This is a genomic window from Acidovorax sp. (assembly GCF_046314175.1).
Lineage (GTDB): Bacteria > Pseudomonadota > Gammaproteobacteria > Burkholderiales > Burkholderiaceae_C > Acidovorax.
The window spans coordinates 19,215-42,022 of the sequence record NZ_JBKBXG010000048.1 but is presented as its reverse complement, the minus strand read 5'-3'; the positions used below and the strand labels follow the sequence as shown (position 1 = coordinate 42,022).

Sequence of the window (22,808 nt, the reverse complement as noted above, 5' to 3'; positions counted from 1 at the left end):
TCAAAAGGCTCCAGGTGCACCAGAAACGGCACTGCAACAGTGCTGGTCGAAAATACGGTGCAATGACGCGGCACGGGGCGGGTTCACATGCTCGTTGCGCGTTTCCACACAGCCTCGGCCCAGAGCTGCCGTTCAGAAGTGCCGCCTGAAAGCCGCCATTGACTTGCTGCAGCGGCTGCTGGAAATCACGGTGTCTGCCTACGGCAAACTATAGTTTGCTGACTTAATGTGTGCCGGGTTTCATGGAATTTTTATACCTGGACGTTTGAACAGCTAATCGCTTGCAAAGCTATGCTGCAAGCGGCCTCCAGGAGGAATCAGTGTCCAGATTATCCCGCACGGTCCAGTTTATCCCGCAGGTTTTGCGGTCTAAATTACGTTAAATTGCCTCAATGTTGTCCTCCTCAATAAGTTCGGACGTTTTGCTTGCACACAAGCATTCATCGAGCCATCGCGAGCAGATATTCGCTAGCGACGCGTGTGGGTGTTTCTATTGCCTCCGCATGTTTTCGCCTGGGAAAATCACTGACTGGGTGGATTTTCCGGAGGGCGCAGCAGGGGATGACGAACTCGATCTTGGAACCACTGCGTTGTGTCCGTATTGCGGAATTGACTCGGTTATCGGTGATACGTCGGGCTTCCCGATCACGCAGGAGTTCCTGAAGAAAATGAATCAACATTGGTTCGCCGCCTCCAAATGATTCAACCATGCGCAATTGCTGGCTTTGAAGTGACGGCCCCCCGCCAATTTAACCCGTTGCTCGAAGCGGACGGCCAACAAAAAGAGGCCGCTACGCGGCGGGTGTTGCCCGCCGTTCAGCGCCAACGTTAAAACGCTGAACCCATCATGCATCCGACAAAACAATGGATTGATCGAAAGTTACAGCGCAAACAGGCCACGTTGTATGTTGAGCGCACGGTTACAAGTGAGTTCAAACGTCAAACCGGAGGAAGAACCCTGTACGCCTCCGTTACTTTGGCACTCGCTCCCGCCAAAGAGCTTTCCATCGAGTTCAATGTCGAACCAAGCGAACTCGACTACCGGAGCGCAATTGAGGATGCCATATTTTCTGAGCTGTTAACCCATTACACGGTGCCAATCCTCGGCGTGTCGGTGCGCGTGATAGCAGTCATCGCCGACGAAATAGGTTCAAGTTATTCGACATTCAGGCAGGCCACGTCAGACGCAATGCGCCAAGCTTTTCAGCAGCTCGGCGGACAGCAGAACATTGCTTGGCCATGAAGCGTTTTAACTGGTCGGCCCACACGGACACACAGCAGCAGGTTGCCGCTGCGCGGCGCTTGCTGCGTGCCGGTGGCCTCCAACGTTAGACATTTCTACTTACCAGATGCACATGCGCTCAATCGTCCTGCCATTGGCCTTCGCGGCGCTTCTCGCCGGGTGCTCGCGTGCCCAGGAAGGACAGCCAACAGACTGGTCGACGTTGGGGCTCCAAGGCCAGACGCTGGATCTAATTGACGATTCGAAGATTGAGACTTACAGGTTTATCGAGCAAGGTCTTGTCGCCGCAACCTTCGGAACAAAGGGTGGAGCTGTTACCGCGCCGCTCTTCTACTGGCGAGTCGATGGCCAGTCTCTCGTCATCTCGGAGTCACCCGGGCAGCAAGGGGTGGAGGAACTTGTGACACCAAAGATTCAAGGGGACGTTGTCAGTGCCAAGCGCAAATCGGGAGCCAGCGTTCAGTACCGCTTGGCAAAGTCCAATGTCTAATCTTTTGCTGCAGCGGACGGCTTCGCCGCCCGCTGAGCTTGCACGTTAGACGCCATGACAAACCATCAGCGCATTGGTGCGGTCTCGAACGCGCACGCCGGCCGAGAGTTCGAAGCGCTGGCCGCTACACACTATCTCGGCACCGAGACATGGAAACTGCTTCCAAACTTTAGGGTCGAGGTAGGAGTCGGCTCTTCCAAGAAGGCGCACCGATTCGATCTTGGTTGCGAAGATCCTCCAATACTCATCGAGTGCAAGTCTCACAACTTCACGGTTACAGGCAACATACCTAGCGCGAAGATCACTGTGTGGAACGAAGCTATGTACTTTTTTCACCTTGCACCCGCTCGGTATCGCAAGATACTTTTCGTCCTAGAGGCGAAGCATGCGCGCCAACGGGAAACGTTGGCCACCTGCTACGCAAGGAACTACGGTCATCTCATTCCCGAGGGCGTCGAAATCGTGGAGTGCAACGTCGAAGCAAAGACAGTGCGTGTAGTCCCACATGGCGTCTAACCCTTCAATCGAGAGGACATGCCCCGGCAAGCCGGGTCATTCCTCTCATCTCAAACGTTAACCCGCAACCATGCACGCTGGAAAAATTGTTCTGGTATCAAAGTCGGCGTACACGCCAGAAATCGGTGAAACATTGCTACGCCAGCTTGTGGAAGACAAAATCGAACTCTTCTGTGCTGTTGGCGTAGATACTGCGAATTGGGAGGACGCGCTGGACTGGCTCTGCATCGGCCCGGAAGGCGAGAGCATCCATTTCATCATTACCACTTCACATCCGGATGAGTCGATTGAGGAAGTTATTTCCTTTGCGGAAACTTGGCGCAGTGATCGCGCCTGTGAAGTTGAGGTCGTGTATGCGTGAGGTCGACTTTTGCTTCATAGCGCGGCGGGTTAACAGTTCGTCGAATGGACCCACAACGGCGGCCAGCATTGTCGCCATTCTTCAACGCTGAGTGCGCCGCTGCGGCCCATTCACGGCCGACGTTGAGCGTCCGCTTTCATTTGCAGCGACCGGCTGCTCCTGGCCGACAAGAGCGAGCCAAAACACCAATCCTGCGACCAACAGGAAACTACTAATTTGATAGCTACCAGCGCTTTATAGATAAGCGCTAGAGCCCAATTTTATTCAAAATTGGCACTACTGCCCCAACAGAGTCGAAGGGCAGCTCCCTGCCCTCCTCTCCGCTCACTTCACCGCAAAACGCACATTCGCCGCCTTCTTGCCGGGTAGTGTCACCAGCGCCACCACCTTGGTGCCTGCGGCCACCTTGAACGTGCCCTTGGCCTCCAGCTTGCCCTCCCCTGCAGGCGCCAGGATGGCTTCGGATTTTTCGGTGCCGTTCAGCAGGGTGAGCTTGGCGCTTACGCCTTCGGTCTTGGCGGGTTTGCCGTGGTCGCGCAGGTGCAGGGTGAGGGTGTCGGGCTTGGCTACCAGTTCGTAGTCCATGTCGTTAGCTTCGACCACGATACCGCCGTGTAGCGGCTTGTGGTCGTGGCCATGGGTGTGGTCGCCTGCGGCGAAGGCGGTGCCGGAGACACTGACGGAGAGGGCCAGGGCGGCAAAGAGATGTGTTGTGGTTTTCATGATGGTCCTTTCAAAGGGTGGATGGAAACAAAAACATAGAGAACCGGAAAAAGCTCAGAACGCCTCGGCGTTCTTGTCGTCCAGCAGGCGCTCGGCATCGCGGCGGCCAAACAGCCAGAACAGGGCCGGGGTCAGGAAGGTATCGAGCAGGGTCGAGCTGATCAGGCCCGAGAAGATCACCACCGCCACCGGGTGCAATATCTCGGTGCCGGGGCGCTCTGCCTCCAGCAGCAGCGGCGCCAGCGCAAAGGCGGTGACCAGGGCGGTCATGAGCACGGGGGAGAGGCGTTCGAGCGAGCCGCGCACGATCATGGCGTGGTCGAAGTTCTCGCCCTCCACGCGCATCAGGTTCAGGTAGTGGCTCACCTTCAAAATGCCGTTGCGCACCGAGATGCCCGCCAGCGTGATGAAGCCGATCAGCGCCGCCACCGACAGCGGCTGCCCTGAGATCCACAGCCCCAGCACGGCCCCCACCAGCGCCAGCGGGATGTTGGCCATGATCAGCGCCGACAGCGTGGCCGAGCGGTAGCGCGTGTACAGCACCACGAACATCAGCACCAGCGAGACGATGGCGAGCATGCCCACCAGGCGGCTGGCCTCTTCCTGCGCCTGGAACTGGCCGCCCAGGGTGATGAAGTAGCCGTCCGGCAAGCGCGTGTCAGCCACCACCTTGCGGATGTCGGCCACCACGTCGGACAGCGCCCTGCCCTGCGCGTTGGCCGAGAGCACGATGCGGCGCTTGCCGTCGTCGCGGCTGATCTGGTTGGGACCGTCGCCGTCCTCGATGCTGGCCAGGCGCGACAGCGGCACGCGCCCGCGCGGGGTCTCGATCATGATCTGCGCCAGGCCTTCTAGTGAGCGCGCGCTCTCGGGCAGGCGCACCACCAGCGCAAAGCGGCGACTGCCCTCCACGATCTGCGTGACCTTCTCGCCCTCCACCAGGCCCTGCAGCGTGGCCAGCACCTGTGCGGCCGGCACGCCGTACTGGGCGGCTGCGGCATGGTCCACGCGCACGGTGATCTGCGGCGCCAGCACCTGCTTTTCCACCTCCAGGTCGGCCAGGCCGTCGATGCTGGCCAGGCGCGCGCGCAACGCATCGGCCTGGCCGCGCAGGGTGTCGAGGTCTTCGCCAAAGAGCTTGATCGCGATCTGCGAGCGCACGCCCGAGAGCATGTGGTCGATGCGGTGTGAGATCGGCTGACCGATGGCGATGGCCGCCGGCATCTGCGCCAGGCGGCTGCGGATGTCGGCCTGCACCTCAGCCATGCTGCGTTTGAGCTCGGCGGCGGGCAGCAGGCCCACGTCGAGCTCGCTCACGTGCACGCCCTCCGCGTGCTCGTCCAGCTCGGCCCGGCCGCTGCGCCGGCCCACGTGCGTCACCTCGGGCACCTGGCGCACCAGCACCTCGGCTTGGCTGGCCAGCGCGGCCGACTCGGCCAGCGTCACGCCCGGGTTAAGGCGCATGCCGATGAGCAGGGTGCCCTCGTTGAACGGCGGCAAAAAGGTGGTCGGAAAGAAAGGCACGGCCACCACCGACAGCACCACCGCCACCGCACTCACCGCGATGGCCGTACGCGGCCGCGCCAGCACGCCCATGAGCCCGCTGCGGTAGCGCGCCTTGAGCCAGGCCACCACACGCGTGTCGCCATGGTCGAGGTTCTTCATGCGCGGCAGCAGGTAAAAAGCCAGCACCGGCGTGACGGTGACCGACACCAAGAGCGAGGCCAGCGTGGACACGATGAACGCAATGCCCAGCGGCAAAAACAGCCGCCCCTCGATGCCCGGCAGCGCAAACAGCGGCAAGAACACCAGCACGATGATGGCCGTGGCATACAGGATGCCCGAGCGCACTTCCATGGACGCGAGCTTGACTACCTCGATGGGGTGCAGGCGGTGGTGGGGGTGCTTGGCGCGGTCCATCTTCAGGCGCCGCAGCACGTTCTCCACGTCCACCACGGCATCGTCCACCAGGCCGCCAATGGCAATGGCCAGGCCACCGAGCGTCATGGTGTTGATCGACAGGCCGAAGTACTTGAACACCAGCGCCGTGATGAAGATCGACACCGGGATGGCCGTGAGCGCGATGACCGTGGGCCGCAGCGTGCCGAGGAACACGAACAAAATCACCGCCACAAACACCGAGGCGCCCATGAGCTTGCCCTGCAAGGTGGTGACCGAGGCCTCGATGAAGCTTGCCTGGCGGAAGGTGACGCGCGGAGCGTCCATGCCATCGGGCAGCGACTTTGTCAGGTCGCCCAACGCAGACTCGATGCTGCGCGTGAGCGCAATCGTGTCGGCCGTGGGCTGCTTCTGGATACCGAGGATCACGGCTGGCTTGCCCTCGAAGCCCGCGTCGCCGCGCTTGAGGGCCGCGGCGAACGTCACCTCGGCCACCTGGCGCAGCAGCACCGGCTGGCCATTTTTCGCGGTAAGCGCCAGGTCCTGCAGGTCTTCCAGGCGCGAGGTGCGGCCCAGGTGGCGGATCAGGTACTCGCGCCCGTTGAGCTCCAGAAAGCCCCCAGAGGTATTGGCCGAGAAGCCCTTGAGCGCCCCCGTGAGCTGGTCATGCGTGATGCCCAACTCCGCCATGCGCGCCGTGTTGGGCTGCACCTGGAACTGGCGCACCTCGCCGCCGATGGCTATCACCTGCGCCACGCCGGCAATCGCCAAGAGGCGCGGGCGCAGCACCCAGTCGGCGTACTCGCGCACGGCCATGGGGGTGGTGCGCGCCACGTCGATGGGGATCGCCACCTGCATGATCTCGCCCATGATGGAGCTGATGGGACCCATGCGCGGCGTGACGCCTGCGGGCAACCCTTCCTCCATGGACGACAGGCGCTCGGACACCATCTGCCGTGCGCGGAAGATGTCGGTGCTCCAGTCGAAGGTGACGTAGATGAACGACAGCCCCGCGCTGGAGGTGGAGCGCACGCTCTCCACGCCGGGCAGGCCGTTCATGGTCGTCTCCAGCGGGAAGGTGATGAGCTGCTCCACTTCCTCGGCGGCCATGCCGCCGGCCTCGGTCATGAGCGTGACTGTGGGCTTGTTGAGGTCAGGGAACACGTCCACCGGGGTGCGCGAAAGCGTGAAGGCGCCATAGGCCATGAGCACGCCAGCGGCGATGAGCACCAGCAACCGGTTGGCCAGGCTGTTTTCGAGTAGCCACTTGAACATGGTGGTGGCTCCTAGCGGACTTGGTTGATCAGCGTGGCGCCCTGCGTGGCCACGCGGTCACCGGCCTTAAGGCCCGAGGTCACGGCCACCGAGGCACCGTCTAGCGGAACGAAGGTGACCACCCGGGGCGCGAAGCGCTCGGGCGACTCCTTGACCCAGACGATGGTCTGGTTAGCCGGGTTGCGCAGCAGCGAGGCCACTGGCACCTGCACGCCAGCAGCCTGGTCGGTGGACTGCACGAACACGCGCACCGGCTGACCCAGGGCCAGGGTGCCCAGCGCGGCCGAGTCACCGGCAAACTGCAGCGGCAGCGCCTGGTCGCGCAGGCTGCGCGCCGCGCCTAAAAAGCGCAGCGGCACACGCTGCCCGCCCACGGCCAGCGCGGCACCGGCCACGCTGTGGGCCTGCGCCGTGTCGTAGGCCAGGGCTTCGATGCGCAAGCGCGCGGGGTCCACCACCTCGAACAGCAGCTCGCGCGCATCCACCACCTGCCCCGCCACGGCGTTGGCTGAGGCGATCACGCCCGAGACCGGCGCCACCAGTGCATCACGCGTCGACAGGCCCGCACCCACGGCGCCGAGGCGCTGGGTGAAGCTTTGCAGCTCGCTTTCAGCGGCTTCGATGTCCTTGCGCGGCACGGTGTCAGCCAGGTCCGCCAGGCGCGCCACACGCCGTGCGGCCAGGTCCCGCGCCGCGCGCAGCTCGGCCTGCTGGGCCAATTGGTTGGAGCGCTCAATGGCGCCCTCTGTGGGCACCACATAGGCCAGCACCTGGCCCTTGCGCACCGCCTGGCCCACGCCGGGCAGTCCCTTGGGGCCCGCATCCAGCCGACCCGCCAGCGTGGCCTGCACCTTGCCGCCCGCATTGGGGTCCATCACCACCGTACCGGCCAACTCAAAGGCCTTGGGGTGCCGCCCCTCGGCCACCACCAGGGTGCGCACACCGAGCTGGCGCTGTGCAGGCTTGGGCAAAAACACGCTGCCATCGGGCTGGCGCTTGGGGCCACTACCATCGGCGGCTGGCGGGGCATCGCCATGGTCATGGCCTTCGCCAGCGCGCGCCATCAGCGGGGCGCACAGCGCAGCGGCCATCGCCAGGGCCACGACGGAATGGAGAGCGTTCAGCCGCATCATGCTGCACCTCCCAGGCGCTGGGCGCGCGCGGCGCGGCCACGCCGCAGGCCCCACACCAGGGCCAGGGCTGCCAGCACGGCGGCCACGGCACCGGCCACCAGCTCGTCGCGCCCGCCTGTGGGCTCGGCATGGGCATGCGCTGCAGCGTGCACGTCGATCTCACCGGCCAGCAGGTCGGTGTCAGCGCCGGCCACCACGGTGGCGGTGACGGGGCTCACGCCCTCGGCCAGCGGTGCGGCCAGGGCAGCCTGAAATTCGCCGTCAGCCACACGGGTGACGGGGACGGGCGTACCGCCAATGTCCAGCTCCAGTTGTACCTCCTTCACGGGGCTGTTGTCGCCGGCATGGTCGAGGTAGAGCGCAAGCTTCTGGCCGTCGAGCACGCCGACCAGTTCGAACAGATCGGAGGTGGCTGCAAAACGCGGCAAGGCGGGTCCGCCCGCAGCGGCGGGTGCCTCGCCATGGTCATGGCCGTCGCCAGCCAGAGTCCACGAAGGCGCGAGGCCCAGCAGCACGGCAAGGCCCAGTGCGGGAAAAAGAGAAGGGAGTTGCATGGTGATCACAAAAATGGTGTCGGGATAAACAAGGCGCTCACTGCGGCAGCAGGCCCATGGCCTGGCGCAGGGTGGAGACGGCGGCTGCGGCATCGATGCGGGCGCGGGCGAGTTGCCGCTCGGCCTGCACCGACTCCAGCTCCACACGCAGGCGCGTGGGCCAGTCGGCTTCGCCCAAGCGGAAGGCCTTGTCGATGAAGCCGCGCGTGTCACGCGCCAGTGCTGCATGGCGGGCCATGGCGTCGCGCTGGGCCTGGGCGGCTTTCACGCGCGCCGTGGCAGCAGCCACCTCGGCGGCCAGGCGGTCACGCTCTACGTTGGCACGCACCTCGGCATCGAGCGCATCGGCGCGCGCAGCAAGCTCCTTGGCACGCGACCGATCACCGCCACCCAGCGGCACGCGGACGCCCACTGTGAAGCTTTGTAGATAACGCTCACCCGACTGTTCGCGTGTCCGCGTGGCGGCCACAGTCAGTTCAGGGTTGCCTCTCGTCTGCGCGGCGGCCAGGTCGGCCGCGCGGCGCGCCACCTCGGCCTGGTCCTGCCAATCGGCCACGGCCGGGTGGTCGGCTGGCAGGCCGACCGCAGGCAGGGCTTCGGACTCGGGCTCCGCACCATCAGCCAGCGCCAGGTTGCCGCCCCATGCGGCCATGGCCGCCTGCGCGGCATCCCGTGCACCCGCGGCCTCGGCCAGGGCGGCCTCAGCCTGGGCCACAGCGCCATCGGCCTGCGTCTGGTCGGCACGCGACATGTCGCCCGCCTTGAAACGGCGCGCCACGTCGGCCGCCAGGCGCTGGGCGTTGTGCAGCCGGTCTTGGGCCAGGCCCATTTCCGCCTGCGTACGCTGCAGTGCCCACCAGGCTTCGCGCACGGTGGCGGCCAGTTGCAGCTGCGCGGCCAGGCGGCGGCTTTCCACGGCCTTGATCTCGGCATCGCCCAGCGCGGCCTTGCGCGCACGCTCTCCGGGCAGCCACAGCGGCAGGGCCACGCCCAGTTCAAACTCGCGGCTGCCCTGGTTGCTGCCGGGGCGGTCGCTCTTGGTGGACAGCTCCAGTGCGGCGGCGTCTGCCGTCCATGATGAAGCACCGCTGCGCCCGGCATGCGCCGATTCGCGCCGCAGCGCGGCCGACTGTGCCTCGGGCTGGCGCTGCCAGGCACTGTCGAACAAGGCCTTGAGCGTGAGGGGTGGGGCAGCAGGCGCTGCTGTGGGTTGGGAAAGTGCGGCACTGCTGACCAGCGCCCACCCCATCGCCACGGCCATCATGGACAACCGTGGTGTGTGTTTTATTCTCGTTCGTTGCATCCGATTCCTCTGCAGTGGGGTGACCCACGGGGTTGAAATCGGCAAGGCACGACGCCCGGCGCGCAGGTGCGCACCGCTGCTGCCCGCCAAGGCAGCGTGGAATCGTCAGGAAGGGGCTACCCGGTGCCCGCCTCGCCGTTCAGGCGAGGGATCGCCAGTTGGGGCGTTCTGGACGGGAGAGAGGGGGGTGCACCAGGACGGGTGCTGTCTGGCCCGCAGGTCGCGCGACCGAGACCACAAGGGCTTGGTTGCCAGAGCTCCACACGATGCCGCTGCCGGCCCCATGGCACGCATGACAGTCCATGTCGACCGTGCCTGAACTGGTCAAGGCCTTGTGGCCGGGGGTTTCACCGGCCTGGGAAGACTCGGCAGAAGCCGCCTTTGCATCGGCCCCGTAAAGATCAGCTTGGAATGCATCGCCCTGGTGGTCATGCACATGGTGCCCAAAGTGCGATGCCTGCGGCGCCGACTCGTGCCCGCAATACGGCGAAGCGGCCGCCCAGATCGACTGGAGCGGCATAAACACCAACAAAAAAACGAGCAGCATGCGACGCATAGGCAGCGGGATTCTAAGCAGGCGGCGGCCCTAGCCGACCGCCATAGCCCTCAGCAACAAAGGGCATAGACCGCGCAGCACATGACGGGCATCCCGATGCATATAGTGATCGCGCAAGATTGCTTTCATTTCTGTAGCAACTTTTGTTACCCATCAAGCGCGAAAAGGCATTTATGCCACCAAGTTCTCCGCCACCAGGCACTGTGGCACTCCGTCGGCGGCGCTCACCCGCACGCTGCGCACACCCCAGACGTGTGCGATGGTTTCGGGGGTCAGCAGGTCGGCCGTTGCCCGCACCATCTGCACCCCGCTGAGGCCGGGGGCCAACAGCAGGCTGTCGTGGGCGTAGCGCAGCGCCAGGTTCAGGTCATGCAACACCGCGACCACACCAATGCCCTGCTCCACCGCCCATCGGCGTACCAGGGCCATGGCTTGGTGCTGGTGCGCCAGGTCGAGCGCGGCGGTGGGTTCGTCCAGCAGCAGCCAGCGTGCCGCCCCCTCTGGAAGGGGCTCCCAGATCTGCGCCAGCGCCCTAGCCAGGTGAGAGCGGGCACGCTCGCCACCCGACAGCGTGTTGACACTGCGCCCAGCAAGCTGAGCTACACCCGTGGCCGCCATGGCGTCGTGCACGATGCGCGCCTCGTGGCGGCTGGGGCGCTGCCGGTGAGGAAATCGCCCCATCTCCACCACCTCTTGCACCGTAAAGTCAAACGCCACTGCCGTCTCTTGCGGCAACACCGCGCGGTGGCGTGCGAGGTCTAGCGCAGTAAACGCAGACAGCACCTTGCCAGCCAGACGCACGCTGCCCGCGCGCGGCGCGCGCTGGCCCGACAGCATGGACAACAAGGTCGACTTGCCCGCGCCATTGGGCCCCAGGATGGCGGTGACACGCCCCGGCGCAAACTGCGTGTTCACGGTGGCCAGCAACGGCCGCCCTGGCACGCCCACACCCACTTGGTCGCACACAAGAGGATGGTCAGCGGCAGACGGGTTCACACCTTGCTCCTGAACTGGCGCAGCATGGCCAAAAACAGCGGTACGCCAATGAAGGCGGTCAACACCCCCAGCGGCAGTTCGGCCGGTTGCACCACGGTGCGCGCCACACCATCGGCAACCAGCACCAGCGATGCGCCCAGCAATGCCGAACCCGGCACCACCACGCGGTGATCCGGCCCCGCCACCAGGCGCACCCAGTGCGGTGCCACCAGGCCAATGAAACCGATGATGCCGGTGGCTGCGGTCACTGCGCCCACCGCCAGCGCCGTGACCATGACCGCCAGGCGCTTGGTGCGCTCCACCGGCACGCCCAGCAGCGCGGCCTGCGCCTCTCCCAGCGCAATGGCATTGAGCGGGCGCGCCAGCGCCAGGCCCAGCACACCTGCCAGTGCCACCACGCCGCTGACCAGCGCCACGGCGCTCCAGCGGGCGCCGCCCAGACTGCCCAGCAGCCACATTTGCAGGTTGCGCAGCTGTTCGTCGGTCGAGATGAAGTTGAGATAGCCCAGCCCCGACAGCGCCAGCGCGTTGACCGCCACGCCTGCCAGCAGCATGAGCCCCATGCGCGTGCCGCCATCTGCCTGCGCCAGCGCGTAGATCAGCCCAGTCACCAGCAAACCGCCGCCAAACGCCATGAGCACCAGCGGCCAACTGCCCAGCGTGCGGGGCAGATCGGGAAACCACTGGCTGCCCAGCACGATGGCGCAAGCAGCGGCCAGCGCGGCCCCGCTGCTGACCCCAATCAGACCCGGGTCGGCCAGCGGGTTGCGAAACAGCCCCTGCATCAGCGCGCCCGCCAGCCCCAGGCCTGCGCCCGCGGCAACGCCCATCAGCAAGCGCGGCAGGCGGATGTTCATGAACACCAGGTATTCGGGTGCCGCCGTTGCTGCGGCAACGTCAGCAGGGGCACCGCCCACGGCCTGCACCAGCACCTGCCACAGCTGCGCAGGTGAAATGGCGTAGGCGCCCCGGGTGCTGGCCCACAGCAACGTCGTCAGCACCAGCGCCCCACCCAGCAGCAATGCCGTGCGCGGCGGCAGACGGCCCATCCGCCGGGTGTCGCCACCGCTTGATGTCAGCGCCAAATCGCTCACGCCGTGGTCGCCTGCATGCGCGCATGCAGCTCTTGCACCGCCCCCGGAAGGCGTGGCCCAAAGCCCAGCAGGTGGCTTGCCTCCATCACCACCAGGGCCTTGCGGCCAAAGGCGGGGGTCAGTGCCAGCTCGGGGCGTTGCCAAAAGGCCGCCTCGCCGCCCAGCGCTTCAATGCCTTGCGTGCTGTTGAGCAGCACCTGCGGCGCCGCACTGGCCATGGCCTCGGCCGTGAGCGGCCGGTAGCCCGCGAACTGGGTGATGGCGTTGATGCCACCTGCAAACCGGATCAACGCATCAGCCGCCGTGCCCGTGCCTGCCACCATGGGGCTGCCACCATGCGACAGGATGAACAGCGCGCGCGGGCGCCGCGTCGCATTGGACACAGACTGCTGCACGCGGGACCAATGGGTGTCCAGATCGGCCTGCAGTGCCCGGGCTTCGCGCTCGCGCCCGGTCACGCGGCCCACCGTGGCCACCTTGCGACGCACCTCGTCCCACGAATGGTCGGCCGTCACCAGCTCCACGCGCACCCCGGCACTGCGCACCTGGGCCAGCACCACGGGCGGCCCCGCCTCGGTGGTGCCCACCACAGCGTCAGGTTTGAGCGACAGCAGCCCTTCGGCTGACAGTTGGCGCATGTAGCCGACCTTGGCAGTCTTGAGTGCGGCCTCTGGGAACAGGCTGGTGGTGTCGGTGCCTACCAGTTGGCCTTGGGCGCCCAACAGGTAGACCACCTCGGTCAGCGCGCCGCCCAGCGACACGATGCGCGCTGCGGACGGGGCTGCGCCAGCGTTCAGGACAGCCCCTAGCGGTAGCGCACCCAAGCCTCGCAGCACCCGGCGCCGCAAGGCGCTCCGCGGCTGCAGGGGTCGCTTCGAATCACGCGGCAACATCGGCCGCCTCCTGCACACCGGGCAGGCGCGCCACCAGGTCGCGCCAGGCTTGCAGCTCGGGCTGGCCTGGCTTGCGCGCGCCAAAGAACATGGCTATCAGTTCGCCCGTGGCGTCAAACGTCTCCACCGAAGTCACCACACCGTCGGCTGTGGGCTTTTCAACCACCCAGACGCTGTGGACCATGTCGGTGCGCAGGTGCAAGTTAAAGCCCTCGTCCAGCACGTTGATCCACTGGGCGGAGGGTGTTTCCAAAGGCTTGATGTTGCGCACCGGGCCGGTGTGGATCTGGATGCAGCCAACGCTGCTCACAAACACCATGATGGGCAAGCCGTCCATCGCGGCCTCGTCCAGCAAGCGTGTGATGGCCTGTGGGGCAGCGCGCCATGCAAACTGCCCTTCCACCAAACGAAAGCTCTGCTGGCGCTCTACGCCAAAACGGCGGGTCAGGCCAAAAAATTCGTGCGTGTCCTGCATGGCGGCCCAGGCTTCACGAAGGCCTGCGGCGTCGATGTCAACATCGGGCCGGGGCGCATCCGGCGCAGGCGGCGGGGTAAACACATAACCTGCGCTGGGCTGCGCAAAGCGCTGCACCACAGCATCAAACGCAGCGCGGTCGGTGGCCTCGCGCACAAACACTTTGTGCACAGCGCGGCCGTGGGCGTTGAAAAACTGCAGGCTTTGTGCCGGTGGCCGCGCAGGGTCGTTGGCCAACTCAGTCACGGCAAAACCTGCGTGCCACTGCGCAAAGAACAGCCGCAGGTCAATGTCTTCACTCAGCGCCAACCCCACCGGGCCGGTGGCAGACACGTTGGCATATACACCGGTCTTCTCGTGCACCACGGCTTCGTTGCGGGTCAGCGCCATCAACGGCCCACACTCGCCCAATGCCTGAAGCAGCTCCAGCCACGAGCCTTGCAACGGCAGCGCTTTCAGGGGCTGGGCGTGGTCACCCGCGTGTGCGGCCACCACTGCGCCTTCCGACAAGCCCAGGCTTTCAGCCGCGTCCTTGGCCCGCAGGCCGGTCGCACGCGCTGCGGCAAACTGGGCGCGTATGCCCGGTGCGGTCTGCAGGCTGGCGGTGGCGGCGGGGTCTAGCAGCACGGCGCTCATTGCACCACCTCGGGTGCGGCCACCCACAGCGCACGGCGCTGCTCTGCGGCAGACAGGGCTGCGGTCACAGGCTCGGCACGGCCTGGGCCACATTGCTGCACCCAGCGGCTTTGCAGGTTGCACAACATGGTGCGAAAGTGCGGCGTGAACACGTCTGCCTGACCTAGCAATTGCAGGTTGGTCACGATTTTGTGACCCATGGCTGCGCGGTGGCTGTCGCAGCATGCCTGTACGTAGCCGGTCATCAGAGCCAGCGTGCCCGCCAGCAGGGCTTCGGCACAGGGCAGGCTGTATTCCTCATCACTGGCGTTGGGCAGATCCGCGCTTTGGGCGGAGCGAGCGGGATGGGTCATGGAGTCTCTCCTTGGGGTGAATGGATGAACGTGGACAGTGACGCACGCTCAGAAATCTGCCACCAGCGACACGCGCACCGCGCGGCCTGGCTGGGTGTATGCGTCGATGAAGCTGGCGTTGGCGGCCAGGCCGCGCACGTCAGCCCAGCGCCAATGCTTTTTGTCGGTGAGGTTGTAGATGCCGGCGTTCAGGCGCAGGTCTTTGCGGATGCGCCATTGGCCCGCCAGGTCGAGCACCGTGAACGACGGGGTGAGGTACTGCGTGCCGTTGGCGGCCACATACACGTCGCTGGCTTTTTTGGCGGCGCTGTGGGTGGCGTCCAGGCGCACGTGCCAGCCCGCGGTTTCATAGCGCACACCCGCCGTCAGGCGCGCAGGGTCCACCGTGTTGACGGGGCGGCCCGTGGCAGTGTCGCGCCCACGCGTCTGGCCGTAGGCAAAAGGCGTGCTGACCTGGCCGCCCGCCACCGTGCCCCACTCCATGCGGCCCTTCACCTCAAACCCACTGAGCTTCACGCGGCCGATGTTGACCGACTGGAACACCAGCGGGTTGCCCGGCGCGCCGGTGCCGCCCACCTGCTGCAGGTCTTCGATGAAGTCTTTGTAGCGCCCGGTGAAAGCCGCCGCCTCCACCGACAGCGCCTGCATGCGGCCCCGCACGCCCAGCTCCAGGTTCTGGCTTTTTTCGGGCTTGAGGTTGGCGTTGGGTATGGTTTTGTAATTGGAGACCGCGTTCTCGAAGAACGCATTCACCTGCCCTGCATTGGGTGCCCTAAAGCCTGCCGCGTAGTTGCCAAAAACGCTCCACTGCTCGGTGGCGCGGTACAGCACCCCCAGCTTGGGCGAAGTGGCATTGCCCGACAGCGAAACGGCCTGCGCGCCAAACCCGGTCTGGTCGGCCTTGATGCGAAAGCTATCAAAGCGCACGCCCGGCGTGATGCTCCAGGCGCCGTTCACCAATTCGTCCTGCACATACAGCGCGGTGCTCGTCTCGTTGGTGTCCGGAAATCGCTTGAGCGGAAACGTCTCGCCCACGGGCGGCGTCACCCCCGTCTGCAGGTTGCTGACCTTGGCAGACGTGTGGTCCAGCCCGTAGGTAATCTTCTGCACCCAGGCACTGGCGCCCGATCCCATGCGCAGCAGCTTGTTGCCCTGCAGGTTGGCCTGCCAGGTGCGCTCGTCGTAGGTCACGTCGCGCACGCGGTCGGCAGCGGTGTTGCGGTCTTCGGTGATGTATTCGCGTGAATGTGCGTCCTGGTAGCTCAGCGTGGCTTTCACGTCATCGGCAAATGCCGTGTTCAGGCGCCACGAGCCCTCCCACGTGGCGCGGCTGCGCTGCATGTCGGTGAACGACGTGGACGACAGCACCGAGGTGCTGGCCAGCGGCGGCTTGGCACGCGCAGTGAGCAGCTCATAGTCGGCACTTTTGTCCACATGCTCCAGCGTGAACACATGGCGCTGGCCGCCACCAGGTGTGAGCACCACCTTGCCCAGCAAAGCGCCGCTCTGGTCCTTTTGCGGATTGGGCAGCGTGCGGTCAACATTGGCCGCAGCGTTGGTGCCCATGTTGTCCAGCTCGCGGGTGCGGGTCACATTGCCGCCAATCAGCCACTGCACCGCGTCGCCTGCACGCCCGGCCACCGTGGCGCCCAGGCGCTTGCCATGGTCGTCACCGTCGTAGCCCAGGCTCACACGGCCACCAATGTGCTTGTCGCCTTCGAGGAAGGCCGAGGGCTCTGCCGTGATGAAATTGACCAGGCCCGCCATTCCGTCGGAGCCATACAGCGCCGACGTGGCGCCACGCACGACCTCGATGCGCTGCAGCAGCCCGATGTCCAGGTAGTCGCGCCCAAACGCGTTGGCGCTGAACACATAGCTGCGTGGCAGGCGAATGCCGTCCACCATCATCAACACACGGTTGCCATCCAGCCCCCGAATGTTGAAGCCCGCATTCTGGTCCCGCCCCGTGGAGCCGCTGGCCAGCGTAAAACGCGACGGCGAGCGCGCCACAGACACATTGGGCAGTTCGCGCGCCACATCACGAATGTCACGCACCTGGCCCTCTTCAATGGCCTGGGCGTTGATCACGTCGATGCTCATCGGCAGCTCGTCCGGGTCTTGCTCCGTGCGCGACCCGCTGATGACAACTTCTTTCAGCGCCGGGCCTGCCGCAATCAGCTGGACTGCCGCATCTTGCGCATGTGCCGGGCCCATGGCCACACAGGCACAAGCAACCAGCCAGGCCAGCGGCCCCGGCCGCTGCGGGCGTTGGTGCGAGGGATTGCCCGGCTGCGACAGGGCAGACCGGGAAGAAAACAACGGGGAAAGGGATGCCTGCACCACGGATGGATGTCCTTCTCTGAAACGATGACGAGTACAGAGCTGGCTCCATGAAGACGTCCTGGCTTCTGCGGGATCGCAGAAGGAGGGGCGTTGTGGCTGGCTGATGGGTGGATTATATGAGAATAGTTCTCAATACGTAGCGATTTTTGTGATGAGAAACGCCAAGGGTGAACGTTGGGGTCTGAGTGCCGTGACCACTCGATCACCTCCCCCGTGATCACACCAAAAACAAAGCGACCGGATGCCGAAACATCCGGTCGCTCATTTATTGATAGCTACTAGCGCTTACCCATCAAGCGCTAGAGGCTAATTTCAATCAAAAATCACGCCAGCTCGGCCACCGGCTCAGCAGCGGGCGCTGTAGTCGCCGCCACCACCGGCATGCGGATCAGGTGATCAAACGCGCTCAACGCCGCCTTCGACCCCTCGCCCGCCGCGATCACGATCTGCTTGAACGGCACCGTGGTGCAGTCGCCCGCAGCGAACACGCCGGGGAGGTTGGTGCGGCCGTGCGAGTCGACGATGATTTCGCCGAACTTGGACAACTCCGCCGTGCCCTTGAGCCATTCGGTGTTGGGCACCAGGCCGATCTGCACGAACACGCCTTCCAGCGGCACCAGGTGCTCCACGTTGGTGGCGCGGTCCTTGTATTTGAGGCCGTTGACCTTGCCGTTGGCGCCGGTGATTTCGGTGGTCTGGGCGTTGGTGTGGATGGTCACATTGGGCAGGCTTTTGAGCTTATTGACCAGCACAGCGTCAGCCTTGAGCTGGTCGGCAAACTCGATGAGCGTGACGTGGGCCACGATACCGGCGAGGTCAATGGCGGCCTCGACACCCGAGTTGCCACCGCCGATGACGGCCGTGTGCTTGCCCTTGAAAAGCGGGCCGTCGCAGTGAGGGCAGTAGGCCACGCCCTTGTTCTTGTACTCGGCTTCGCCGGGCACGTTGACATTGCGCCAGCGCGCGCCGGTGGACAGGATCACGGTCTTGGCCTGCAGGGAGCCACCATTGGCCAGCTGCACTTCGATCAGCCCACCGGGTTGTGCGGCGGGGATCAGCTTGTCGGCGCGCTGCAGATTCATGATCTCGACACCGTATGCGCGGGTCTGGGCTTCAAGGGCCGCTGCGAACTTGGGGCCATCGGTCTCGAGCACTGAAATGTAGTTTTCAATCGCCAGCGTGTCGTTGACCTGCCCGCCAAAACGCTCGGCTGCGACGCCGGTTCGGATGCCTTTGCGGGCAGCGTACACGGCCGCTGCGGCGCCTGCGGGGCCGCCACCCACGATGAGCACGTCGTACGGCGCCTTGGCGCTGAGCTTGGCAGCATCACGAGCGGCTGCGCCCGTGTCGAGCTTGGCCACAATTTCTTCGAGTGTCATGTGACCCGAGGCAAACATCTTGCCGTTGAGAAACACCATGGGCACGGCCATGATTTCGCGCTCGGTCACTTCCTGCTGGAACGCGCCGCCTTCAATGACCGTGGTCTTGATCTTCGGGTTGACGATGGCCATGAGCGACAGCGCCTGCACCACGTCCGGGCAGTTGTGGCAGGTCAGGCTCATGTAGACCTCGAAGTTGAAATCACCGTCCAGGGCCTTGATCGAATCGATCACGTCCTGCTCTACCTTGGGCGGGTGGCCGCCGGTCCACAGCAGGGCCAGCACGAGGGAGGTGAATTCATGGCCGAGCGGCAGGCCGGCAAAGCGCAGCGAATTGGTAGCGCCCACGCGCTGCAGGCTGAAAGATGGCTTGCGGGCGTCGTTGCCATCGGTGCGCAGCGTGATCTTGTCGTTGCGCAGCGATTGGATGGTCGTCAGCAGCTCGCGCATGTCGCGCGCAGTCTCGCTGTCGTCCAGGGATGCCACCAGCTCAAACGGCTGCTGCACGCGCTCCAGGTAGGCGGCGAGTTGGGTCTTGAGTTGTTCGTCGAGCATGGTGGTGTCCTTTGAATTTGGAGTTGTATGCGAGGAGCGTGATGGCAAGCGGGATTTAGATCAAGCCTGCACATCAAACTCCGGGCGTAAAAAAGCCGGACGGCACGGCGCACAGGCGCCATGACGCTGTCCGGCTTTGGGGGCCGAATCGAAAAGCGGGTTAGATCTTGCCAACCAGGTCCAGAGAAGGCGTCAGCGTCTTGGCGCCTTCCTTCCACTTGGCGGGGCAGACCTGGCCAGGGTTGGCGGCGGTGAACTGGGCAGCCTTGAGCTTGCGCAGGGTTTCCGACACGTCGCGGGCGATTTCGTTGGAGTGGACTTCCATCGTCTTGATCACGCCATCGGGGTTGATCACGAACGTGCCGCGCAGTGCCAGGCCTTCTTCAGCGATGTGCACGCCGAAAGCGTTGGTCAGTTGGTGCGTTGGGTCACCGACCAGGGGGAATTTGGCCTTGCCCACGGCGTCCGACGTTTCGTGCCAGACCTTGTGCGAGAAGTGGGTGTCGGTGGTGACGATGTAGACCTCGGCGCCAGCTGCCTGGAAAGCAGCGTAGTTATCGGCAGCGTCTTCGATTTCGGTGGGGCAGTTGAAGGTGAAAGCTGCGGGCATGAAGATCAGCACAGACCACTTGCCCTTGAGGTTGGCTTCGGTCACTTCGATGAAGTCACCCTTGCCGTCACGGTTGACGAAAGCGGTGGTCTTGAAGGGCTGAACTTGCGTATTGATCAGGGACATTGCTGTTTCCTTGGTGGTTGGTTGACTGAACAGGACTGAAGTCTAGGCCTTTCGAGGCCATCAATCCAATTAATTGATTTCATTGAATCAATTGTCTGTGACTATACAGTGACACCCCACTCGCAGGCGGGGCACCAAATTTTGCCCCTGCCTGCCCATGGAAATGGTTCTGCGCGCAGCGCCTGGGCTGCAAGGCCGCGGGTCCAACCCTTGCGGCATATCAAACATTCAAATACAAATAATTCGCATTTAGTCATATTATCTGCCGCACTGCAGCAAAGCCGCCCTCGCAGCTGCGACGCAGAGGATGCGGACATTTTCGCGTCTGAATATTGGTCAAAATGGCCTGTAGCGCTTAACTAGCAAGCGCAATCAGCTCATAAATTTATAGCAAAGACCTGAATCACCATGTTCCAAACACTTCTGATATGTTTCCGCGAAGGGCTGGAAGCCCTGCTGGTGGTGGCCATTGCCACCTTGTATCTGCGCAAGACCGGGCGCGTGCACCTGCTGCTGCCGCTGCGCGCGGGTGTGGGCGTAGCCGCCCTGCTCTCGCTGGTGCTGGGCTGGGTGCTGTCACAAGTGGGCGCGGTGTCCCCTGCGGCCGAAGGTGTGATGGCGCTGATCGCCGCCGCCACGGTGATGTGGTGCGTGGTGCACATGCGCAGCGCGGGTAAGGACATGGGCCAGGACATTGCGCAGCGCATGGACCGCGCCAGCGTGCTGGAGGGCCCGCGCGCAGGCATGGCCGTCTTCCTGTTCGCCTTGTTCATGGTGGGCCGCGAAGGCGTGGAAACCGCCACCATGCTCGCCGCCCTGGCCCGCAGCGCCGAACTGGGCTACATGGCCTGGGGCGGCGCAGCGGGCCTAGCGCTGGCCATTGCCATTGCCTGGGCCTGGACGCGCTACGGCCGGGCCGTAAACCTCGGGCGGTTCTTCCGCGTCACCTCCTGGTTCATGGCGGTGTTTGCGGTGCAGTTGGTGGTCTATGCGTTTCATGAGTTCACAGAGGGCGGCGTATTCCCTGGCATTGACAACGCTTCTTGGCACGCCGCCACCGAAGACCTGGCGGAGGGCACCATCGCCCAGGCCATCTCGCTGGCCCTGGTGCTGGTGCCGACGGTGTGGCTGGGGGTGGCGCACTGGATGGAGCGACGGGGCAACGCGGCAGCCATCGCCGGCGGCGCATCAGGCGTGAACGCTGCCCGATAGAGGAGTCAAGCTTGGTGCCGAACTAGTTGGTTGGGCCTGCCGCCGGGCGCGTCACGTTCGAGCTCTTGTTGCCATCCACGCTCAGAACGCGCGGGTCACGCTGGGCATAGAGCCTGTAGATCTGTGATTTTGAGAGCCTCACAAACACCAGTCCCATGTGCGCCTCTGTGGCGGATATCGCAGGGAAGGGCTGGACACCCGCAGCTGCGAGGATTTCCCGCAGTGCTTTTGTGTTCGCGTCCACCTGATGCTGCGATGCTTTGGGACCTGTGTGGGACAGGGTGTAAGTGGAACCACCACGCAAAAGGACCGTGATGTCGACTTCTCCTATTCGGTCGGCGAATTGCAAAAATTCATCCGGCCAGTTCGCCGCTCTGGCATCCACAGATCCTCGCAACCGCACCGCGCGAACGTGAACGCTGTTGATCAACCCGTAGAACGCCACACGATTGATTTTGGCTTGCACAACGGGCGTGAGTGTGGGGTTACGGCGGCGGTCAATCCCACGGATGTGCTGTGCAAACGGCTCCGTCAGCAACCGGTCAAGCACTTCGTTGACTTCAGACGGACCCTCAAAACGGGTGCTACCGTCACCTTGTATCGAGTACGCGGGCTCTTCGGTGTTCAACACCAGATCAACGTCTACGATGGGCGACTCGACGAGCGCGTCATCAATGGCATCCAGGCTGCCATCGTTTTGGTATGCAAGCGCCCTTCTGCCGCTAACGGCCGGCGAAAAGGACTCGACGGCAGACGTAGCGGCAAGTTTGTCGATGCCAGCGCGATCTGTGTAAAACCCGATAAATCCCAAATCGCTGCGCCAACGACCAGTGGGGAAAGCAGAGCTTCCCAGTTCGGCATAGAGCTTTTGGGCTTTGGCATCCAGTTGCTGGAGCACCAGGGTTCGGTCGGCCTCCACGACTGAGCCCAACGAAATACGCTCCAACGTCACCACAACGTGAACCCACCCTGTCTTTTGAACTCGCTGATGCAGGGTCGCTAAGTCAGACGCCGAGATCTGCGCACAGGTTGCACTTAGCGGCAGGACGGCGAGTAGAAAAGCAATCAACGCTCCAAATGCCCAAGTCCACGGTTGCAGGGAGGAGAGTGCAGGGCAAAAATCTTTTTGCTTCGTCATGCTCACATCCTTATGCAGGTTTTGGGGTAACTGGGCCATGTTTTTGCTGACGCGACAACCATTTATTGCGCGCTCCCGCGGCGCGCGTGTGATGCTGAACGCGAACACCTATCAACCTCACACGCAGCCAGCGCGCGAAAGCAGGGGTTTGCCTTGCGCGGGTTGATGCAGGTCACGACAATCGGGGCCGAATCAACACAACACTACAAGGAGTCCCCATGAAAGGCGACGCACAAGTCATTGGCCATCTGCAGGCCCAGCTCAAGAACGAACTCACTGCCATCAACCAGTACTTCTTGCACTACCGCATGCTCAAGCACTGGGGTTTTGACAAGCTGGCCAAGAAAGAATACGCCGAATCGATCGGCGAAATGAAGCATGCCGACTGGCTGATGGACCGCATCTTCACGCTGGACGGCCTGCCCAACCTGCAGGACCTGGCCAAGCTGCAAGTCGGCGAAGACGTGCCGGAGATTCTGGCGTGCGACCTGCGCTCTGAACTAGGCGCCCAGGCCACCATCAAGGACGGCATTGCCCACTGCGAAACCGTGCGTGACTATGTCTCGCGCGACCTGCTGCAAAAGATTCTGGACGACACCGAAGAGCACATCGACTTTCTGGAAACCCAGATCGACCTGATCGGCAAGGTCGGCCTGCAGAACTATCTGCAGTCGCAGATGGGCGAGTTGGAGTAAGGCCTTTCACTGCGGCGTTCAGCCGCCATCACATCAACGGGCTTCGGCCCGTTTTTTTATGCTCGCATGACGGGTGCCGGCCTGTTGTAGCGCAGCGGCCCTCGGCATTACTGTCACCCCTTGCAGATAGGCGGCAGCGCGAGGCATGTGCGGGGCCTGCTTCACCTCGCTGACCCACCTCATGACCTTGCTCGCGTACACCACCGCCGACGAAGCACAACCACCCGCCAAAACCCAGGCACCCTGAGCG

At 64.0% G+C, this 22,808-nt stretch carries 20 protein-coding genes; 6 read left to right on the top strand and 14 right to left on the bottom strand.

From position 1 onward, the window contains the following. The first annotated feature begins 503 nt into the window (after positions 1 to 503). The 4 genes from ACK4OE_RS14865 to ACK4OE_RS14850 all read left to right on the top strand — a co-directional run bounded on the left by ACK4OE_RS14865 (position 504) and on the right by ACK4OE_RS14850 (position 2,610). Positions 504 to 701 carry a hypothetical protein gene (locus ACK4OE_RS14865; RefSeq protein ID WP_409885582.1) on the top strand — a complete coding sequence of 66 codons (198 nt, stop codon included), beginning with the start codon at positions 504 to 506 and terminating at the stop codon, positions 699 to 701. Positions 702 to 847: 146 nt separating this feature from the next. Beyond that, on the top strand, positions 848 to 1,243 hold the full coding sequence (locus tag ACK4OE_RS14860; protein WP_409885581.1) for a hypothetical protein: 396 nt from the start codon (positions 848 to 850) through the stop codon (positions 1,241 to 1,243). Between the two features lie 112 nt (positions 1,244 to 1,355). After that, a complete protein-coding gene (locus ACK4OE_RS14855) occupies positions 1,356 to 1,733 on the top strand; it encodes a hypothetical protein (protein WP_409885580.1) in 378 nt (125 codons plus the stop codon). A 586-nt stretch (positions 1,734 to 2,319) separates the two neighbouring features. After that, the gene (locus ACK4OE_RS14850) at positions 2,320 to 2,610 is read left to right on the top strand and encodes a hypothetical protein (RefSeq protein ID WP_409885579.1); all 291 of its coding nucleotides are present in this window, start codon (positions 2,320 to 2,322) and stop codon (positions 2,608 to 2,610) included. 324 nt (positions 2,611 to 2,934) lie between these two features. Here ACK4OE_RS14850 and ACK4OE_RS14845 read toward each other — a convergent pair whose 3' ends face one another. From ACK4OE_RS14845 to ahpC, 13 genes are all read right to left on the bottom strand, one after another. Then, positions 2,935 to 3,333 carry a hypothetical protein gene (locus tag ACK4OE_RS14845; RefSeq protein WP_409885578.1) on the bottom strand — a complete coding sequence of 133 codons (399 nt, stop codon included), beginning with the start codon at positions 3,331 to 3,333 and terminating at the stop codon, positions 2,935 to 2,937. Positions 3,334 to 3,387: 54 nt separating this feature from the next. Further along, complete coding sequence (locus ACK4OE_RS14840) at positions 3,388 to 6,507, bottom strand: efflux RND transporter permease subunit (RefSeq protein ID WP_409885577.1); 3,120 nt, start codon at positions 6,505 to 6,507, stop codon at positions 3,388 to 3,390. 11 nt (positions 6,508 to 6,518) lie between these two features. Then, complete coding sequence (locus ACK4OE_RS14835) at positions 6,519 to 7,640, bottom strand: efflux RND transporter periplasmic adaptor subunit (RefSeq protein WP_409885576.1); 1,122 nt, start codon at positions 7,638 to 7,640, stop codon at positions 6,519 to 6,521. Further along, positions 7,637 to 8,194: a hypothetical protein gene (locus ACK4OE_RS14830; protein WP_409885575.1), complete on the bottom strand. Its 558-nt coding sequence runs from the start codon at positions 8,192 to 8,194 to the stop codon at positions 7,637 to 7,639. The genes ACK4OE_RS14835 and ACK4OE_RS14830 overlap by 4 nt, the downstream gene beginning before the upstream one ends. Positions 8,195 to 8,231: 37 nt before the next feature. Next, positions 8,232 to 9,497: a TolC family protein gene (locus ACK4OE_RS14825; protein WP_409885574.1), complete on the bottom strand. Its 1,266-nt coding sequence runs from the start codon at positions 9,495 to 9,497 to the stop codon at positions 8,232 to 8,234. Between the two features lie 727 nt (positions 9,498 to 10,224). Continuing rightward, the gene (locus ACK4OE_RS14820; protein ID WP_409885573.1) at positions 10,225 to 11,049 is read right to left on the bottom strand and encodes a heme ABC transporter ATP-binding protein; all 825 of its coding nucleotides are present in this window, start codon (positions 11,047 to 11,049) and stop codon (positions 10,225 to 10,227) included. Further along, positions 11,046 to 12,098: a FecCD family ABC transporter permease gene (locus tag ACK4OE_RS14815; protein ID WP_409885585.1), complete on the bottom strand. Its 1,053-nt coding sequence runs from the start codon at positions 12,096 to 12,098 to the stop codon at positions 11,046 to 11,048. The genes ACK4OE_RS14820 and ACK4OE_RS14815 overlap by 4 nt, the downstream gene beginning before the upstream one ends. Positions 12,099 to 12,139: 41 nt before the next feature. Then, positions 12,140 to 13,036, bottom strand: a complete 897-nt coding sequence (locus ACK4OE_RS14810; protein ID WP_409885572.1) for a hemin ABC transporter substrate-binding protein — start codon at positions 13,034 to 13,036, stop codon at positions 12,140 to 12,142. Continuing rightward, positions 13,023 to 14,147: a hemin-degrading factor gene (locus ACK4OE_RS14805; protein ID WP_409885571.1), complete on the bottom strand. Its 1,125-nt coding sequence runs from the start codon at positions 14,145 to 14,147 to the stop codon at positions 13,023 to 13,025. Before ACK4OE_RS14805 ends, ACK4OE_RS14810 begins: the two co-directional genes overlap by 14 nt. After that, positions 14,144 to 14,500 carry a hypothetical protein gene (locus ACK4OE_RS14800; protein WP_409885570.1) on the bottom strand — a complete coding sequence of 119 codons (357 nt, stop codon included), beginning with the start codon at positions 14,498 to 14,500 and terminating at the stop codon, positions 14,144 to 14,146. The genes ACK4OE_RS14805 and ACK4OE_RS14800 overlap by 4 nt, the downstream gene beginning before the upstream one ends. A gap of 48 nt (positions 14,501 to 14,548) precedes the next feature. Next, on the bottom strand, positions 14,549 to 16,714 hold the full coding sequence (locus tag ACK4OE_RS14795; RefSeq protein WP_409885584.1) for a TonB-dependent hemoglobin/transferrin/lactoferrin family receptor: 2,166 nt from the start codon (positions 16,712 to 16,714) through the stop codon (positions 14,549 to 14,551). 452 nt (positions 16,715 to 17,166) lie between these two features. Further along, positions 17,167 to 18,777 (bottom strand): alkyl hydroperoxide reductase subunit F, encoded by a 1,611-nt coding sequence (ahpF, locus tag ACK4OE_RS14790; protein WP_409885569.1) that lies wholly within the window; start codon positions 18,775 to 18,777, stop codon positions 17,167 to 17,169. 160 nt (positions 18,778 to 18,937) lie between these two features. After that, a complete protein-coding gene (gene ahpC / locus ACK4OE_RS14785) occupies positions 18,938 to 19,513 on the bottom strand; it encodes an alkyl hydroperoxide reductase subunit C (protein ID WP_409885568.1) in 576 nt (191 codons plus the stop codon). Between the two features lie 408 nt (positions 19,514 to 19,921). Between ahpC and ACK4OE_RS14780 the strand changes: the two genes are divergently transcribed. Beyond that, positions 19,922 to 20,725, top strand: a complete 804-nt coding sequence (locus ACK4OE_RS14780; protein WP_409885567.1) for an FTR1 family protein — start codon at positions 19,922 to 19,924, stop codon at positions 20,723 to 20,725. Between the two features lie 22 nt (positions 20,726 to 20,747). On the opposite strand, the gene ACK4OE_RS14775 is transcribed toward ACK4OE_RS14780, so the two are convergent. Beyond that, on the bottom strand, positions 20,748 to 21,863 hold the full coding sequence (locus ACK4OE_RS14775; protein WP_409885566.1) for a hypothetical protein: 1,116 nt from the start codon (positions 21,861 to 21,863) through the stop codon (positions 20,748 to 20,750). Positions 21,864 to 22,081: 218 nt separating this feature from the next. Here ACK4OE_RS14775 and bfr point away from each other — a divergent pair, with 218 nt between their 5' ends. Further along, complete coding sequence (bfr, locus tag ACK4OE_RS14770; protein WP_409885565.1) at positions 22,082 to 22,558, top strand: bacterioferritin; 477 nt, start codon at positions 22,082 to 22,084, stop codon at positions 22,556 to 22,558. Positions 22,559 to 22,808 lie beyond the last annotated feature (250 nt).

Bases quoted from the DNA above. Each gene is read 5' to 3' on its own strand.
- ACK4OE_RS14795 (WP_409885584.1), bottom strand. From the start codon at position 16,714: ATGGGCCCGGCACATGCGCAAGATGCGGCAGTCCAGCTGATTGCGGCA.
- ACK4OE_RS14830 (WP_409885575.1), bottom strand. From the start codon at position 8,194: ATGCAACTCCCTTCTCTTTTTCCCGCACTGGGCCTTGCCGTGCTGCTG.
- ACK4OE_RS14845 (WP_409885578.1), bottom strand. From the start codon at position 3,333: ATGAAAACCACAACACATCTCTTTGCCGCCCTGGCCCTCTCCGTCAGT.
- ahpC (WP_409885568.1), bottom strand. From the start codon at position 19,513: ATGTCCCTGATCAATACGCAAGTTCAGCCCTTCAAGACCACCGCTTTC.
- ACK4OE_RS14780 (WP_409885567.1), top strand. From the start codon at position 19,922: ATGTTCCAAACACTTCTGATATGTTTCCGCGAAGGGCTGGAAGCCCTG.
- ACK4OE_RS14855 (WP_409885580.1), top strand. From the start codon at position 1,356: ATGCGCTCAATCGTCCTGCCATTGGCCTTCGCGGCGCTTCTCGCCGGG.
- ACK4OE_RS14815 (WP_409885585.1), bottom strand. From the start codon at position 12,098: ATGGGCCGTCTGCCGCCGCGCACGGCATTGCTGCTGGGTGGGGCGCTG.
- ACK4OE_RS14825 (WP_409885574.1), bottom strand. From the start codon at position 9,497: ATGCAACGAACGAGAATAAAACACACACCACGGTTGTCCATGATGGCC.
- ACK4OE_RS14860 (WP_409885581.1), top strand. From the start codon at position 848: ATGCATCCGACAAAACAATGGATTGATCGAAAGTTACAGCGCAAACAG.
- ACK4OE_RS14775 (WP_409885566.1), bottom strand. From the start codon at position 21,863: ATGACGAAGCAAAAAGATTTTTGCCCTGCACTCTCCTCCCTGCAACCG.
- ahpF (WP_409885569.1), bottom strand. From the start codon at position 18,777: ATGCTCGACGAACAACTCAAGACCCAACTCGCCGCCTACCTGGAGCGC.
- ACK4OE_RS14865 (WP_409885582.1), top strand. From the start codon at position 504: ATGTTTTCGCCTGGGAAAATCACTGACTGGGTGGATTTTCCGGAGGGC.
- ACK4OE_RS14805 (WP_409885571.1), bottom strand. From the start codon at position 14,147: ATGAGCGCCGTGCTGCTAGACCCCGCCGCCACCGCCAGCCTGCAGACC.
- ACK4OE_RS14810 (WP_409885572.1), bottom strand. From the start codon at position 13,036: ATGTTGCCGCGTGATTCGAAGCGACCCCTGCAGCCGCGGAGCGCCTTG.
- ACK4OE_RS14850 (WP_409885579.1), top strand. From the start codon at position 2,320: ATGCACGCTGGAAAAATTGTTCTGGTATCAAAGTCGGCGTACACGCCA.
- bfr (WP_409885565.1), top strand. From the start codon at position 22,082: ATGAAAGGCGACGCACAAGTCATTGGCCATCTGCAGGCCCAGCTCAAG.
- ACK4OE_RS14800 (WP_409885570.1), bottom strand. From the start codon at position 14,500: ATGACCCATCCCGCTCGCTCCGCCCAAAGCGCGGATCTGCCCAACGCC.
- ACK4OE_RS14835 (WP_409885576.1), bottom strand. From the start codon at position 7,640: ATGATGCGGCTGAACGCTCTCCATTCCGTCGTGGCCCTGGCGATGGCC.
- ACK4OE_RS14840 (WP_409885577.1), bottom strand. From the start codon at position 6,507: ATGTTCAAGTGGCTACTCGAAAACAGCCTGGCCAACCGGTTGCTGGTG.